Source organism: Sphingobacterium sp. UBA7631 (assembly GCF_002483935.1).
Taxonomy (GTDB): Bacteria; Bacteroidota; Bacteroidia; order Sphingobacteriales; family Sphingobacteriaceae; genus Sphingobacterium; species Sphingobacterium multivorum.
Genome location: NZ_DLIX01000005.1, coordinates 232431 through 248317, shown reverse-complemented (window position 1 = coordinate 248317; position 15887 = coordinate 232431). Strand labels below are relative to the sequence as shown.

Here is a 15887-nt window from a genome sequence, read left to right as displayed (position 1 = left end):
TATGGCTTTAAAATTAAACTTGGAGAATAACCATACACCTGGATTTATAATAAATTTATTGCAATTGGAGGGTGTATCAGAGGTGTATATTCGTATTGATAGATATTTAGGAGATGCAAATACGGTTGATATCTCACTAGGATATTACTCGCCTATTGATCGGAGTGAGGATACTGAATCTGGATCTATGGTCTATAAAGATGTTGTCCCGCTAAATTTTCCTCCTTCTAAATATCGTTTTACTGTTAACGAAGATGGATCGGAGACTGATGTAAATGTTCGTAGGCAGGGTTATCAATATTTAAAAACGCTGCCTGAATTTGAAGGCTGCGAGGACTGCTAGGCTATGAATACACTTCAATTATATAGGCAGGGTGCCGCTACAGTAGTGGTTCCGATAGACGAAAATACAGTTTATTTTGATGAATGTATGGGCCGATTTGATATTCAATGTCAGTTCTTTTCACCAATTGTCCTGGATATTAAAGTCGATGATTACATCATTTATAATGGCGTAAGCTACACGATAAATGTACCATATCAGCTGACACGTTCGGCCGTCATCCAGTATAACATCACTTTTGAGCACCCTTCTTACTGGTTGAAAGATATCACCTTCAAGCATCTTGGTGCAATCGAGTTTTCCTTTCCGGGAACTCCGCAAACATTTGTGCAGCTGATCGTTGATTGTATGAATGTAGACGATAGCGGATGGATGGTTGGAACCTGTGAGGTAATGGAGGAAAAGAACATCGAGTTCTACGCCGATAGCCAAGGATATTCCTGTAAAGGTGCCCTACAGAAAATTGCCGAGGAACTCGGTCTTGAATTTTGGTTTTCCGGTGATGGGAAGACCATTAACCTTACAAAACAGGCAGGCCAGAAAACAAATATCAGCTTTGCCTATGGACGGACAAAAGGATTATATTCCGTAGAGCGCGGAATTTTGGATACCCCGTTGTACAACAGAATCTATGGTTTTGGTGGTACCAAGAATATTCCTGCGGATTATCGTAACAAATCCAAACGCTTAAAGTTCGAAGGGGGAATGATTGAGCGCCCACTTGCAACTGGAGAGCGTCGCCGAGAAACAAGTGTTGTTCTTGATGATATATTCCCAGAGCGCACAGGAAGTTTGACAGCTGTATCAACTGATTGGCTTTCACTTACTGATAGCTCGCTTGATTTTGATCTAAATCCTAATTTTATCAAAGGCGAAACGGCAAAAGTAGTTTTCAAGACAGGTGAACTTGGCGGTAAGGAATTTGAAATTTCCTCTTATAATAACACCTCTAAGACGATCCGCATAAAAACAAATACCGAACAAGACGGATATGTTACCCCGAATGAGACTTTTACTCCACAGGCAGGAGATAAATATACCCTGATCGGAATCAAGCAGCCGCAATCTTATATCACGGATGCAGAAAACAGACTTTTCAAAGAAGTTGAGAAAAGCTTTAAAACTCTCACACGACCTCCTTACCGAGTTGAAATTGACGAAAAGTACATGAGGGAAAATGCTTTTACTTTAAAATCGGGAGACCGAGTGCGTTTGAAGGATGATAAGTTGGGAATAGACGACATGATTCGTGTTACATCCGTCTCGTTCCCGCTTGTCAATCCGAACCAATGTACGGTTGTTATTTCTGATAAGATAACTTATACACAGGAAACGCAAAACGTGATCGATACGGGCAAGGTCAAGGAAGAGGTGAAAACGGTAAATCGTCAAAAAGCCGAAGAACAACGTCGCCAGGCTTTGCGTATGCGTCAGTTGCAGGGAAAGATTTTCGATCCTGAAGGGAACTATTTCGATCCTGTCAACATTAAGCCTTTGAGTATCGAAACACTCATGCTTTCGGTTGGGGCCAAATCACAAAACTTCTATTTGGATGGAGTTCGCATTATCCCAAATGTCGGTAATGATCCGAATGCGATTCAGATCACTGCGGGCAAATTGATCCATCGAGAGGTACAGATTGAGGGGTTGGGGTATATCTGGGAGATTGGAGGTATGACGCAAGCAGGATTGGACCCAACCAAAAGCTACTACCTATCAGCTAAATGTTCACGCACTCAACTCACAGGACAATGGGTACTTTCTGAAACTCCAATACCCACAGAGTCGGAAGCTGGATTTTATCACTTCAATTGTGGTTTGCTGTATAACGTTTTAGAAGGACGTAGGGATTACGCTTTCACTAATGGAATGACCTATATCAATGGAGATACGATTCGCACTGGGAAGATCGGGGCTGAATTTATTGACGTAATAGGTCTTTTTGCGCAAATCATCACAGTCGGAAGCGACGGTTTTGTAAATGCTGGCATTAGTGGTTTATCGGACGAGGGGGATGATTCAATTCGGTTCTGGGCCGGTGCAAATGAAGAAGATCGTTATAACGCACCTTTTCAAATTTTGAACAATGGACAACTTAAAGCTTTGAGAGGAATTATTGGAACTTTCAACGTCATGGAAAATGCGATCTATTTTGGAGCTCCAAATGAAACCGATTCAAATCTATATTTCACACCACGATCACTTCTCTATCGTACTAATATGAGCGATGATGCTTCTTCAGATGCATTGAAATCTAAGAAGGTCATTTTAATGAACGTTTCACCAACAAGTCAAATTGGTATTGAAATTCAATCAGAATCTAAGAATACTGATCCAAGTAGGCGCGGTCCAAATGTTGGGTTTTCGACAGAAGCATATGGATCTCCAAATAGTAATGATGATATAGCGTTACGAGTACCACAGGGAAATGTTCAGGTTGAAGGCAGTTTAGGATTGGATACTGTTGTCCAGGTTCAAGCATGGAAAGAGGATGCTGGAGGTTTTAGAACCCTTAGGCTTACATATAAAAAAGGATGGTTGGTAGAAAGATTTTGGGAATCATAAAAAACAAAGAAAATGACAGCAAAAGATAGAATAAGGGAATTACAGAAATCCGTGGGTGCGAGTGCCGACGGTATTATAGGAAAAGAAACGTTGTCAAAGTTTGCATCAAAGTCCGGCAAAACACGTGTGCAGACAATTCATTTCTTCGCGAACATCCATCACGAAAGCGGAGGATTTACGATTGTCCGGGAGAATATGAATTATACAGCTCCACGAATTATGGAAATATTCGGTGTTGGACGGCATTCGGCAAAAGTCACCGTGGCAGAAGCTGGGCGATTGGCAGGCAATCCTTGGGAACTAGCGGAACGAGTATATGGATTGGGTAATCCACGCAAGGCGGCCGAGCTTGGTAATACTCTCCCGGGTGACGGCTGGAAGTATCGAGGTGGCGGAGCTTTACAGATAACAGGTGGATCAGATTACAAGCGGTACGGCGGTCAAGATCTGTACGATAATCCCGATTTGATCGGAGAATCGGCCTACTACTTTACTACCGCAGTTCGCGAGTTCGATGCGAAGAACATCTGGGCCAAGGCTAATGATCTTTCGGAAGCAAGTATTCGTGCGGTATGCAAGGCAGTAAATGGGGGATATAACGGCCTTGACGATCGTCGGGCTAAGGTTAATTATTATGCTAGTTTGTGGAAATAATGGCAGAGGAAAAAGATGATTTCATCGACAGAAAGATTAATGGTGTAGGAAAGTTTACACAATGGATAAAGGACAATCCAATGGCTTTCTTATGTGCTTTTGTGTCTGCATTACTGATATTGTTCATTTGCTTATACATTGAAGCAAAGAATGAGAATATTGCTTTATTGAAGTCTACTAGCCAACAGGTGCAGGATGAGATTCGTAAGCAATTACCAGCTGAACTTAGGCCAGCGGTAGAGAAGGAGGTAAGCAAACAAACAGCACCTATGCGTGAGCAGGTAGACACGACTACCAGTCAAATTAAACAGATCATCAGAGAGGTAATAAGATGAAAAAATTAGTATTGTTATTGATGCTATTAGGGTCGGTTACCCTGATCTCATCAAATGGAAAGCAAAGGATTAATAAGCCTGATTTAGTAAATAGCTTGGACAGCCTGAAACAGTCGGTTATCGAGCTTAATTCAATATTGAAGTATGCTAAATAAACTAATTGCATCGGTGGTCATAGTGATCACCTTTGCTTCCTGTGGGCTATTTAGAAAGTCAACCAAGCACGTAGAAAAATCTTCTTTAGAAGTGGTCAGCAAGCGCGACAGTTCCTTGTCCGAGAAAACGCAAAAAGATAGCCTACAACGCACGGTAACGGTTGATAAGGGTGTAATCATTACGGAAACAGAAACTACGGTAACGACCGAAAAAAAAGGTGGTAAAGTAAGCGGATCGGTACCTGTTGATAAGGCACTTTCAGGAGCGGAGATATTACTTAAAGACAGCGCTGGTTTTAAGATATTGGTACAGCTCGATACTTTGCGGCAGGTATTCAGCGTGCGGTCGGAATCTCCCGGAGAAAAGATTACCCAGCATACTAAGCAAACTGTAACCGAGAATAAAGATTACAGCGAGAAAAGCGAAAAGCAGGGAAACGAGAAGATAGAAAAACAGGTAGCAACTTCAATTGAACACCGGCAGAAAGAATCAGCAAAGATTGAGGATGTGAAAAAAGAGCCAAAAGGTTCAATGATGATTTGGCTAGGAATAGGTGCTTTGGTTTTTGTTATTGGATTGCTTTTATTTTTCGGATTTCGACCAAAAAAGCCAAAGGAAGAAAACAAAACAACAAGTTAGCTGTTATTAAGTCTGAATCAAAGGTAAAATACATTTCATTTGTTAAGGTCGAGTCTGGTAACTCGGCCTTTTTTTATTTTATTAAAACCAAACGTTATTCGATATTGTATTATAGGTACTTTTCAAAGTAGGCAGAATTTAACAAACCTTGAGATCTCTCCCAGACTCAAGGTTTTTTTATTTAGCAAAACAATTCTAAATATTACTTGTTATACAAATTCTCAATAATAGGTAACTATAAAACATGTCTAGGTCGAGATTCTCAGTCTCGGCCTTTTTTTTAAACAAAAGTGGAATTAGATTTGTACTATAGATACTTTTCAAAAATATAGGTTAATAATGGCTAAAGCCTTGGGTTCCCCACTCAAGGCTTTTTTTTATTTTTTTCAAACCAATCCCTTTTAGGATTTGTATATTTATTGAAGATCGTTCAAAATGTATCAGTTCAATTTGAGTGATTTAATTGTATGGTCAGTTTTAAGGCCTGGCCATTTTTCAGATGTATATTCCGGTCCTAAATGGATCTGTCTATAATTTAGTTAAGGGGCTAATCGAAAGATTAGTCCTTTTTTATTGTGTAGGAATTTCCCCCGATTTAATCAACTCTATCATTATATCCGCTTCATCTTTGGTAAGCCAAGAGTTATTATTGAAATGAACGCGCCAGCCTTCAGTTGTCATTGATATGCTGGTCACAAACCTTCTATTGATGTACACATGAAAATAGCCACCCATGAGAGGGCAAATCTCTAATACCTGTGGCTCACCATTGACCTCAAAATTATCGAATATCATCCTTTATCCACTTTAATTCGCCCCTCTGGATCATACCAATATACTTTTGGACGTGGTCGTCGGTTAATAAGCTGTTATCTTCAATATGATAATCGAAAGCCTTTGAATACTTGTCATGCTCGATGCTGCCAACATAGGAGTTGTTTAGGTAGATATGCCAAAGGCTATATTTTTTCGCGCGAACTTCGACTACTTGGCGCTTGCCTTGGTAATAAAACAGCTCAGGCACATCTGTATCAAAGCGAAGTATAAGGGCGTCAATGCACGCCTCCTTTATATCATCAGCAAGTTCACCGTATGCTAGTTCCCAAAACCCTTGAGATTTCCTGAAAACATAAAAAGCAAGACCGTTTTTGTTGTAAAGATGATAGTCTTTCATGCCCATACTCTTATCATGTATGCTCATTTGAACGTACATAACACGATTTCGGCAGAAGATTTCAAGAGGTTTCATAAAACAAAATTACTAACATTTTTAGTAAATTGTCAAGAATAATTTTAAATTTGAATTATGGAAATAAGCAAACAACCACCTGAAGGCTATGTCGATCATGTCAGAGAATCGGCTTTACTTGCCGCTCAAAACGTTGGAATTGAGACTGGCGCTAAGATACTGGAAGAAGGATTAAAGCAATGGCCTGACGAATTGGAAGCCGCTATAAAATGGGTTGTGAAGGAGAGAAGAAAAAAGCTTAAATAGCGTCCTGAATGTCAGGGCGGTTAGTGTCTCCTTTGGCTCCAGTAACACGGAAAACTTTATGCGCTCCAAGTTCACCGTCGTAAGGGATCATTAGTTGCTGAACATCTTCCTTGGTGCTAGCGTTTAGCCAAGCGTCGCGACGATCCGGAGGTATGATTAATGGCATACGCTTCTTCTCGTTGTGGATTTCTTCCAATAATGGATTGGCAGCTGTAGTGATAACTGAAAAGGTCGGATATACGTTATTCGTCTCGTAATCTTTAAAATTAGCATAGACCACCCCAATAGTGAATATTTCCTTTGTTGGCGTGTATATGTAATAGTTTTCAGTGTCTTTTTGCCCGGCTACTTTGTGGGGTTCGTAAAAGCCATTGACGTAGAGTAAGCCACGAGTTTTGAGTATGGAATGCTTGTACGATGCTTTATCAAAAATAGACTCAGATTCGGCATTCAATGTGTTAGCATATTTGGCTGCATCATCTTCGGTTTTTACCCAAAAAGGAATAAGCTTCCATCGAGCAGGCACCACACTTTCCTGGTCCTCATTTAGTGTTACAGGGAGGTAGGGGCGAGTAAAGCCACTAACATGAAAGATTTCCTCATTTTGGTAATGCACCTGAAGGTTTTTAAACTCTTTAACTAACTGTGCTGTGCTGGGCGTGGAAGTATGATAACACATAATTTTGTATATTTAATTAAAAGTAACAAATAAAATGCGATTTGAAAAGGTTACTCACTCAGTCTTGAAAGAGCTAAAGCGAAAAGGATATAATGTCCTAATTGCTCCATCCGACTGTGAGGATAACGAAAATGTAACGTGGAAAGCTATTACGGTACCGAATGTTTTTGAATGGCTGGTTGCTTTAGATTGTGAGGGAATTACGGCAGTACCATTTAAGGAGCCTCATATTTTGGTAATCCAAGATGCATTGAGCAACATTCGTGAAGAAGACCTAAAAGGAAGTGTATTTATTGAACTATAGATATGAAAACATTGCAACAATACTTTAATGAAGTCGGAGAATACGGGCGCAAGCTTTATTTGAGAAATGAAGCAATCCGCACAGGCAAATGGGATATGTACGAAGCATTTTTAAATGTTGAATTTCCCGACGTTGCTAGTGATGAACTACAAGCCGCACGTGACCTTGCAGGCCGAGTTAAGAAGATGTTTAAGGAAGAGTTTCGCGAATGGATCACTAAGAATCGGGTCAATATGATAACTTCCGACCTGTATGTGTTGGATGAGGGTACAATATTGCGAGGTTCAGTAGTGCCTTCTGGAGATTTGGCGGTAATACTTGGGGATGGATTGGAGGATATTATCGAATGTAATGTTTCGCCAATGGAGGTGCTGAATTTGACCGACCACGAGATTTATTGGGTAGATCCAATAGTAAAAGCCTAGATTTTTGGTCTAGGCTTTTGTTATTTACCGCGGCTGCAAATAGAAATCACATAGTTTCTTTTTCGGTTTTCGAGTAATACGACATTCTGAATTAATTTGCACATGTTTTTAACAAACTACTATAATATCTTAATCTCATTTATCTGAGTTATTTCACGAATCAAATTATCAATTTTATTTTGATGTTTTCTGGGATACATTGGACTTTTCCGTTGCTCTTCTAAATAGTAATTAAGAAGCGTGCTTAAAGCTGACAGTTTTGCTGATATCTTTAAATTTTCCGCTTGCCTTGTCATTTGGATCGCTTGATTCGAAATTTCCTTTCTAGTTTCAATCAATTCATCTCGATTTAATTTAATCTCATCCCTTTGCATAGCTAACTCTTGATTTTGCATAAAAATAGATATTATTATACCTGCAAATGCTAGCCCTGAAAATAGTGTATTTAATGCACCGTATGAATCGCCAACCTCATTTGGTCTGTCAATTTGCTTCATTAAAAAGTAGGTTCCGAACCAAATTATTATTACTATAATAAAAATTGCTATAGGATATTTTTTTAAAAACTTTATCATATAAATTTATAAATCTTGGTAAATGTCGCAAACATACTAAATAGTTTCAAACCAAAATATAACCTCCACCTACTTTTCCTGGATTAATCCATAACGCTTTGCAAATTTGTATTGTGTGCTGTATCCATACCGTTAACGGATAATACCACTAATAATTTTCTTGAATGTTTCAGTATTAATATTTTTATTTTATAAATTAATATCAATAAATAAAATTTATGATTAAATCTTTATCAATAACAGGGTTAAGGGGATTTGCCAAAGAAGGGCAATTAAATATTAGTATTCCAAATGGCAAGCCTGGTAGCGGATTGACAACATTGGTTGGTCCTAATAATTCAGGGAAATCAACTATTATAGAAGCGTTGACTGCACTAAATATTTCCAGAAACCATTTACCTAGCTTTCCCGAAGGCAAAAGAAATAGGAATACTGATTATAAAATTTGTTTAAAATTAGTGTTTGAAAACGATGATGAATTTATTATCAAGTCTAGTGAACAAGGTGGAAGCGAAACTGAAAAGCATTTCTCTGGCCATGGTAATATTGATCTTAGTGTGTTCGTTATAAAATCACGTAGAACATTTAATCCATATTTTGGACAGTTAAAACATGACAGAAATATGTTCTTAACGTCATTTGGTTTGGAGCCGCAGCGCACCGCTAATTATGACCATTTTTCTTATAGACTTTTTAAAATTCATGAAAATCCAACGCTTTTTAATGAAATTTTAGCTAAAGTTATAAATCCACTTCCCATTTGGACTATTGAGCAATCTGATCAAGGTCAGTATTATATAAAATTTATTTCAGAAGGGGATACTCACAGCAGTGAAGGTACTGGAGAAGGGATTCTTAGTGTGTTCACGATTGTAGATGCGATTTACGATTCAGGAGACAATGATGTAATTGTTATTGACGAGCCCGAGTTATCATTACATCCCAGCTTACAGCGAAATCTACTCGATTTACTTTTGGAAGTTTCTAAAACGAAACAAATAATAATCTCAACTCATTCTCGATATTTCATCAGTTGGGATTCTTTAATAAATGGAGGTAACCTAGCTAGAATTGTTAGAAACAATAGTAGCACTGAGATATATCCACTAAGTAAAGATCGGGTTAAGTTTATCTCATCAACTTTATCTAATAAAAATAATCCTCATATTCTAGGGATTGATGCAAAAGAAATTTTCTTTTTGCAAGATAATGTAATATTAGTGGAAGGTCAAGATGATGTTATTTATTATAAGAAAATACTTAGTGATTTAGGTATTGTATTAAAAGGAAGCTTTTTTGGATGGGGTATAGGTGGAGCACAAAATCTTAAGCATATTTTATCAATCTTCAACGATTTAGGCTACGAACGCATCAGTGTTTTATTTGATAACAACGTTGAGAAAGACGTTCAGGAATTGTCTGATCTCTTCAAAAATTATCAATTTCAAGTTATTCCAACAGATGATGTGAGGGATAAACCTGAAGTTAAGGCAAGACCGGCAATGAGTGGATTATATGATACTGAGAAAAAAAAATTGAAAGATGAATATATTGCTGACATGATTCAGATAATTACTCAAATAAATCAATATTACGACAAATAGATTTTTTTTGATTTAATGATACCGCAAATAAATATAGAATGGAGACAGAAAGTTAAACACATCTGTCTCTCTTCTTCTTTATCACCCTAGACTATACTAGGGTGGGGGTTAAACATTTCGTCAATTTCCTTTATTCGTTTAAAAATTCTGATTGCTATCTCAGGCACTATTGCATTTCCATATCCATGAAAACACTCTCTTATAAATGGTCCGGAGTAATCCATTCCTTTGGAAATCCCTTCATCCAAGCATAGAACTGGGGGTTGATCCTTCCAGGCACCGCCCCGAAAAGTCTGTACAGATGTTCCCCCAATGACCCAGGGGATCTGTGATGACGTTTCGCGTACATAGGAAAAGAAAGTCTGTCCCTTTTGGAGTCTGATGTTGTTGGAGTAAGTAACCAAATACAGCCTAGCCCTGTGATGGGGCGCACCGACATCTGACGCGCGGCAAATTCTCCATTCTGCATTGTACCCCATTCCGGATAGTTCGGTGAGTATTGCGCTAAAGTCCTGCCCTCCGTTAGTTTTAAGAATGTTAGAGACATTTTCGGCAATAACATATCTTGGTCTGATTTCTGAAATAGCTCGGCACATGTGATAGAATAGGCCTGTGCGTTCGCCTTGCAACCCCTGTTGACCTTTACCGTCTTGTTTGGCAATACTTGCGTCTTGGCAGGGGAATCCTCCGGATAAGATGTCGATTCTATTTCTGTAAACAGTGAAGTCTGTTTCTGTGATGTCTCCATGACTAAATGAGTTTGGAAAGTGATGTTTTAATATTTTGCGTTTGCTGTATATCCACTCGCAGTGGAATATGTTTTCTATGGCGGATTGTTCGGCTGCATAATCAAATCCTCCGATTCCGCTGAATAATGATCCGTGGGTCATTCCTTTCTCCTTTCTAAACTTCCAAGTTCAAGGCAAACCACCGAATTATTACGAGAATGGCTAGACCGAAAAGTCATCACCTCTTGTATCACTCTCTGTAAAGCATCCGCACTCACACACTCTATCGACGCTGCTTCTTCCAATGTGAGGATATCGCCTATTATTAATTCGATTAGTTCGCCTATTTCCTGGGGTGTCATGCTGTTTGTTCTATCAAATGGGGATATTTATTCATTATCCAATTATGGACAATATCTACAGTTTCATTATATTCCTCGCCGATCTCGTCCGTTGATTCAAAGAATCCATCAGGATGTTCACCTTGTTTACCATACAGCCGTATTTGCGTCTTTAAAATTTCTTCTGCTCGCTTCTTGGTCAACTTGTCCAATTCACCTACATCTCCTTGGCTAAATAAATAATCAGCTAAAGCTGTTGTAAATGTGCTTATGGTGATTACTACTTCCGTTCGGTAGTATAAGCATGGCTTGCCACCTTGTAAAGTTCCTTTGTTCATCTATTTTCACCTTTAATTGCTTCAATTGCTTCCTTAAATCCGTCGATGTAACCATCATTTGCGCCATCTGCATACCCTTCATCATATATATCACTATGTTCGCGGTACTTATCTTCATCAGGATCTGAATACTTCTTGTGGCTTACGTTGGGAAAATCTACTACTTCAAGCCAATAATCTGCAGAGCTACTTATCACAAATCCAACATTGTATAATGTGATGAACGGCTGTCCGTCGGCACTTATGCAGACAACCATTCCATCTCTCTCAGGCAAACGATCCTTTACGCTTACCTGTCTATATATTTTTTCCATTTGTTTTCTTATTTTGGTGTTATGAAAAGGCATACAATTATTTACCGACTTGGAACTATTATTATGATTGCTAATGCATTGTTTTTAGTTCCATACATAATTGAAGAATTAGGAAAGTCTATTGGTAAATAGATTAGCCATTTCCTGCCTCACTTTCAATAACTTCACTATATTCCTCAATTGTTGCATTTTTTGGGAATAAAAAGACTGGTTTACCACATCCTAAACAGACAGATCCATATTTTTCTGATTTCAAGTACATTGAATAAACATGCCCATTTTCACAGCACCAGTTCGCAGATTCAAACCAAGAATCTGGAATGCCTTGAAACATTGTCTCGCCATTATTTTTGGCTAATTCTTTTTTTGATGTAAGCCAGTTTGATAATTGTTGTGATCTATCCATTTCCTTTGGTCTCCTTTCTCGATGACATAAATGTTTTCACGACCAATACAGTAATTCCATATACAAAAGATCCAATTACTGATATCAGGTAGGCCATATTATAAATTTTCAGAAGATTATTCATTTATAACCTCCTCTCGTTCTGGAGCAATATCATATACTCCTGGTTTAACTTCAATTGGTTCGACACTAAGAGTAGTTAGCACTACTTCTCTTTCTTTTTTTTGCTCTTCCATTTCAACTCAGTTTTTGAAAAAATCTATAGTAAAGTCGGCTATTGATCGATAGGGGACACCTTCATAAACTACTATACCAACTGAAGACATTAAAGAGAGGAGTGATTTGTATTCATTTATCCTTTGTTGTTTTGCTTCACGTTTCTCCGATAATTTTAGCAATGGTTTTCTTAGAGTATTAAACAGGGCCATTAGAACCTCCTTTCAATAATAATTTTGCTGAGTAAAGCAACTGACTCATTTGCAATTCCTGGTCACATAAAGTAAATCTTATGAGTTCTTTGATAAGTAGGGGCTGGCTAGTTCTTATTTTAAAGAATACTATGCTTGGATCCTCAATCAATCCCTCATTGGCCATGTTTTGCTTGATCACATTTGAGATGAAATCATTGTAGCTGTCTACTGAATTTGGATTCCAGTTTTCCGGATAAACAGAACTTGTAACTGGGATGCCTTTGTGGTTAGTTGTTCCCATAATTAAAGTTTAAAAAATGAAAGCCTGATCGGGTTTAGAGGAGTGCAGCCTCCGCCCCCAATCAGGCTATTAAATTTCTTTCTGTTATCATTTCAATTTCTGCACTCTTGAATGATGATGATGCAAATATTGAAACTTATATCACATTATCCAAATGGATAATGTGTATTGTTTTGTAAGTAATTGATATACAATTGAAAAATTTACAAATAATTTATAACTGTAAATTTTATTGAAATTATATGTTTGATTTTTAGTTATATATGATTTAAAAGGAGAGATTTGACACATTAATCATGCTGCAAAGATACGTTTTAATATTGTATTTTTAACTATTTACGGTGATCAGTTTCAGGAGAAATTGCGGAGAGTAATGTTGGGGAAATCAACTGTTTTTAGCTTCTTTTGAAAACCTGTATGGTCTGAAATTTCAAAGGATGAAGAGGATCTTGAAATGACGTGTGAAATCCGGCAATGTGTGCAAACAATGAATTAATAAATTATAAATATTGTGTTGGTGATTTAAATTGGCTTCTTTTTTGTGGACAAGAGCTGAAATGAAATCAATTATGAAAAGAAATAGAATAACCGGTGTCGTTATACTTACAGTTGCTTTTTTATTTAATATCCAAGGAGCCTCGGCTCAATTTGGAGGGCTATTGGATAAGGCAAGCAAAGCCGTTGCTTCCAAGGGAAGCAAAATGTTGGGTTTGGATAAACTACTAAAGGAACCAGAAGCGATTAGTACAAGTTTTGAAGATGTAAATAGGAAGGGGGAGCAAATGCCCGATTTTCAAAATACGGCTGTTTATAAACCTTTAGAAAATTTGCAAAAGAATGGCAATGATGGTTACTTATTGGAGGCTGGACATTTTGAAATGACCAATAAGAGCTATTGCTTGAAAGCAGGTACTTATGCGCCTTCAAAAGGTGATGGATATATGTATGCACCTACATTGGGCAAGAAGAGAGAAGTGGTCATTGCAATTTTGAAAAGTGCTGAAAAGCACCCGGAAGTTGCACAATCTGACATACAGATGCTATTGTGGACGATCATAGCGAAGACAAAATTTATTGATTATTCGGGTCCGGTGAAAGAGACAGCCTTAAAATTGCTTACAGCTGAACAAATTTTGCATTTGGAAGGTGGTGCGCTCGGCGTTTTGCCATTCGATGTTGTCCAAAAGGCAAAAGACCAAATGCCTCCTGCAGTACAGACAATCTTTGAAGCGGAAAATAATATTCGGCAGCTCGTTTCCTCAGGAAACTATTCGTACGCTGATTTTGAACAATATGCAATCTTAGCTGGTATGGCTGAACCTCGTACGGACGTGCCAAGTGGTATTTGGACGCTTCACCCCGATGGTTATTATGTTCGCTATTTTCCAAGTGGTTATGCGATTACCAAAGTTCAGGTGTATGTCCCTCAAGAGTTGATTACAAAATTGAATGGCAAGAAGCTTGTATACGATGCAACAGACGATATTGCATGTCCGGCAAATACGGGATCGCAACGATTAGCACAAACGAATGAACCGATTCGTGATTAAGATGTGAGGCATTGAAAGGTCGATAGGAAAGAGAAGGGTATAAAGAGGAAATTTAATGAATANNTATTCATTAAATTTCCTCTTTTGCCTCCTGTATAATATATAAACAATGACAATAATAGCGATGATTGCTAAAATAATGTAATGGGAACCTGAATGTTGGGTTTTATCCTCTGTCGTCTGCGCATATGTAAAATTTGCCACGAAAAGAAGTACCATGAAAATCCACTTCTTGCACATAATAAACGGTTTATTAACTATAGTAGCAAGCTAAGTATTTTTTGCAACAAAGCCAAATTATTTCATTAAAAAATGACAAAGCTTTTTATAAAAATTTAATGTATAATGTCTGTTTCTCCCATTTGATTTGTTAGGTTCGAAAAATAAAAGGGTAGCTACATTGGATATAGCCCGGGATATCGTCGCTCGAATTCGGTAAATGGTCCTAAAAATCGTATCTTGTGAACCTTTGTAAGCGTTTTTAGATATTCAAATCATGTCAAAACTTATCAATTTAACTGTCTTTAGAGAATTCTTAAAATCCAGCTTTGCAGGTGGAATTATACTTTTTTCCTGTGTTATTCTAGCATTGATCGTTGCAAATACACCTTTGTATGCCAGTGTAATGGAATTCCTGAACAAGGAAGTAGGCTTTGAGAGCGATTATGTTCATTTAAAATATTCGTGGTTATTGTGGCTCAACGATGGTTTGATGGCTATTTTCTTTTTACTGGTGGGGCTCGAGATAAAACGTGAAATTGTAGAGGGTGAACTCTCATCGCCAAGTAAAGCAATCCTGCCCATTTTGGCTGCGGTTGGTGGGGCACTTTTGCCAGCCATCATTTATTTTGTATTAAATCAGGGAACCAATACGGCAAACGGCTGGGGTATCCCTATGGCGACGGATATTGCATTTGCTTTAGCTGTTATCACGCTTCTGGGAAATAAGGTTCCTGCCAGTCTTAAAATCTTTTTGGCTGCTCTGGCCATTGTTGATGACTTACTTGCCATTTTGGTCATTGCGATCTTTTATAGCAATGGTATTCATGCGACCTATTTATTTATTGCTTTAGGCATCTTTCTGTTTTTGATCGTGTTGAATAAACTGGGCGTTAAAGCGATATGGGCTTACCTTATTCCGGGTCTATTTATTTGGTACTTTGTTCACCACTCGGGAATTCATGCAACAATAGCTGGCGTGTTGGTGGCTATGACGTTACCAACAACACCGGATGCGGAAGAATCTCCCCTGGAAAAATTGGAGCATCTATTGACCAAACCCGTCAATTTTATTATCATTCCGCTGTTTGCATTTGCGAATACGCTTATTCCAATCCATGGGGAAATGATTGGTGGTTTGACTTCAAAATTGGGGATTGGTATTATCCTTGGTCTTATCGCTGGTAAATCAATTGGTATATTTTTGATCTGTTATATTGCGAAGAAGTTGAAGATTGCGCAATTACCGGAAGGGGCTGGCTGGAAACAGATTTTTGGAGTAGGCTTATTGGGGGGAATCGGTTTCACGATGTCGATCTTCATCTCGATACTGTCTTTTGATGATAGCATGCTGATTGAAGAGGCCAAGTTCGCGGTTCTGATCGCTTCTTTATGCGCCGGCCTGCTAGGCTACGTCGTTTTGAGCGCTGTGTCAGCTACAAAGAAAACAGGGGTTATTGATTAGATTTTGAATAGATAGCAGTCGAAGGTTAAAGATTAATCCTA

At 38.2% G+C, this 15887-nt stretch carries 19 protein-coding genes; 11 read left to right on the top strand and 8 right to left on the bottom strand.

Annotated elements, in window-relative coordinates:
* Window position 1: 1 nt before the first annotated feature.
* The 5 genes from B3P16_RS09515 to B3P16_RS09495 all read left to right on the top strand — a co-directional run bounded on the left by B3P16_RS09515 (window position 2) and on the right by B3P16_RS09495 (window position 4692).
* Window positions 2-343, top strand: a complete 342-nt coding sequence (locus B3P16_RS09515) for a hypothetical protein (protein ID WP_286842678.1) — start codon at window positions 2-4, stop codon at window positions 341-343.
* Window positions 344-346: 3 nt separating this feature from the next.
* Window positions 347-2908, top strand: a complete 2562-nt coding sequence (locus B3P16_RS09510) for a phage tail protein (RefSeq protein WP_286842675.1) — start codon at window positions 347-349, stop codon at window positions 2906-2908.
* A gap of 12 nt (window positions 2909-2920) precedes the next feature.
* Window positions 2921-3562: a glycoside hydrolase family 19 protein gene (locus tag B3P16_RS09505; RefSeq protein WP_286842672.1), complete on the top strand. Its 642-nt coding sequence runs from the start codon at window positions 2921-2923 to the stop codon at window positions 3560-3562.
* Complete coding sequence (locus tag B3P16_RS09500; protein ID WP_115046185.1) at window positions 3562-3897, top strand: hypothetical protein; 336 nt, start codon at window positions 3562-3564, stop codon at window positions 3895-3897. The genes B3P16_RS09505 and B3P16_RS09500 overlap by 1 nt, the downstream gene beginning before the upstream one ends.
* A gap of 144 nt (window positions 3898-4041) precedes the next feature.
* Complete coding sequence (locus B3P16_RS09495) at window positions 4042-4692, top strand: hypothetical protein (RefSeq protein ID WP_286842670.1); 651 nt, start codon at window positions 4042-4044, stop codon at window positions 4690-4692.
* Window positions 4693-5473: 781 nt separating this feature from the next.
* Here B3P16_RS09495 and B3P16_RS09490 read toward each other — a convergent pair.
* Window positions 5474-5893: a hypothetical protein gene (locus B3P16_RS09490; protein WP_286842667.1), complete on the bottom strand. Its 420-nt coding sequence runs from the start codon at window positions 5891-5893 to the stop codon at window positions 5474-5476.
* A 105-nt stretch (window positions 5894-5998) separates the two neighbouring features.
* Between B3P16_RS09490 and B3P16_RS09485 the strand changes: the two genes are divergently transcribed.
* Window positions 5999-6187 carry a hypothetical protein gene (locus B3P16_RS09485; RefSeq protein ID WP_286842664.1) on the top strand — a complete coding sequence of 63 codons (189 nt, stop codon included), beginning with the start codon at window positions 5999-6001 and terminating at the stop codon, window positions 6185-6187.
* Here the strand turns inward: B3P16_RS09485 and B3P16_RS09480 are convergent.
* On the bottom strand, window positions 6180-6866 hold the full coding sequence (locus tag B3P16_RS09480; RefSeq protein WP_286842662.1) for an SOS response-associated peptidase: 687 nt from the start codon (window positions 6864-6866) through the stop codon (window positions 6180-6182). The genes B3P16_RS09485 and B3P16_RS09480 overlap by 8 nt on opposite strands.
* Before the next feature lie 34 nt (window positions 6867-6900).
* On the opposite strand from B3P16_RS09480, the gene B3P16_RS09475 reads away from it, so the two are divergent.
* Together B3P16_RS09475 and B3P16_RS09470 are read left to right on the top strand one after the other, a co-directional pair.
* Window positions 6901-7170, top strand: coding sequence for a hypothetical protein (locus B3P16_RS09475; RefSeq protein ID WP_286842660.1), 270 nt, complete (start codon window positions 6901-6903; stop codon window positions 7168-7170).
* Window positions 7171-7172: 2 nt separating this feature from the next.
* On the top strand, window positions 7173-7595 hold the full coding sequence (locus B3P16_RS09470) for a hypothetical protein (RefSeq protein WP_286842658.1): 423 nt from the start codon (window positions 7173-7175) through the stop codon (window positions 7593-7595).
* Between the two features lie 119 nt (window positions 7596-7714).
* On the opposite strand, the gene B3P16_RS09465 is transcribed toward B3P16_RS09470, so the two are convergent.
* Window positions 7715-8170 (bottom strand): hypothetical protein, encoded by a 456-nt coding sequence (locus B3P16_RS09465; RefSeq protein WP_286842656.1) that lies wholly within the window; start codon window positions 8168-8170, stop codon window positions 7715-7717.
* Window positions 8171-8388: 218 nt separating this feature from the next.
* Between B3P16_RS09465 and B3P16_RS09460 the strand changes: the two genes are divergently transcribed.
* Window positions 8389-9774, top strand: a complete 1386-nt coding sequence (locus B3P16_RS09460) for an ATP-dependent nuclease (protein WP_286842654.1) — start codon at window positions 8389-8391, stop codon at window positions 9772-9774.
* Between the two features lie 86 nt (window positions 9775-9860).
* On the opposite strand, the gene B3P16_RS09455 is transcribed toward B3P16_RS09460, so the two are convergent.
* From B3P16_RS09455 to B3P16_RS09435, 5 genes are all read right to left on the bottom strand, one after another.
* Window positions 9861-10664: a DNA cytosine methyltransferase gene (locus B3P16_RS09455; protein WP_286842653.1), complete on the bottom strand. Its 804-nt coding sequence runs from the start codon at window positions 10662-10664 to the stop codon at window positions 9861-9863.
* 196 nt (window positions 10665-10860) lie between these two features.
* Window positions 10861-11181, bottom strand: coding sequence for a hypothetical protein (locus B3P16_RS09450; protein WP_286842652.1), 321 nt, complete (start codon window positions 11179-11181; stop codon window positions 10861-10863).
* Window positions 11178-11495, bottom strand: a complete 318-nt coding sequence (locus B3P16_RS09445; RefSeq protein ID WP_286842649.1) for a hypothetical protein — start codon at window positions 11493-11495, stop codon at window positions 11178-11180. The genes B3P16_RS09450 and B3P16_RS09445 overlap by 4 nt, the downstream gene beginning before the upstream one ends.
* Window positions 11496-11628: 133 nt before the next feature.
* Window positions 11629-11901: a hypothetical protein gene (locus tag B3P16_RS09440; RefSeq protein WP_286842646.1), complete on the bottom strand. Its 273-nt coding sequence runs from the start codon at window positions 11899-11901 to the stop codon at window positions 11629-11631.
* A 414-nt stretch (window positions 11902-12315) separates the two neighbouring features.
* Complete coding sequence (locus B3P16_RS09435) at window positions 12316-12612, bottom strand: hypothetical protein (RefSeq protein WP_286842644.1); 297 nt, start codon at window positions 12610-12612, stop codon at window positions 12316-12318.
* Window positions 12613-13181: 569 nt separating this feature from the next.
* Here B3P16_RS09435 and B3P16_RS09430 point away from each other — a divergent pair.
* Window positions 13182-14162, top strand: coding sequence for a hypothetical protein (locus tag B3P16_RS09430; protein ID WP_115045738.1), 981 nt, complete (start codon window positions 13182-13184; stop codon window positions 14160-14162).
* A gap of 496 nt (window positions 14163-14658) precedes the next feature.
* Window positions 14659-15846: a Na+/H+ antiporter NhaA gene (gene nhaA / locus B3P16_RS09425; RefSeq protein WP_115045740.1), complete on the top strand. Its 1188-nt coding sequence runs from the start codon at window positions 14659-14661 to the stop codon at window positions 15844-15846.
* Window positions 15847-15887: the final 41 nt, after the last annotated feature.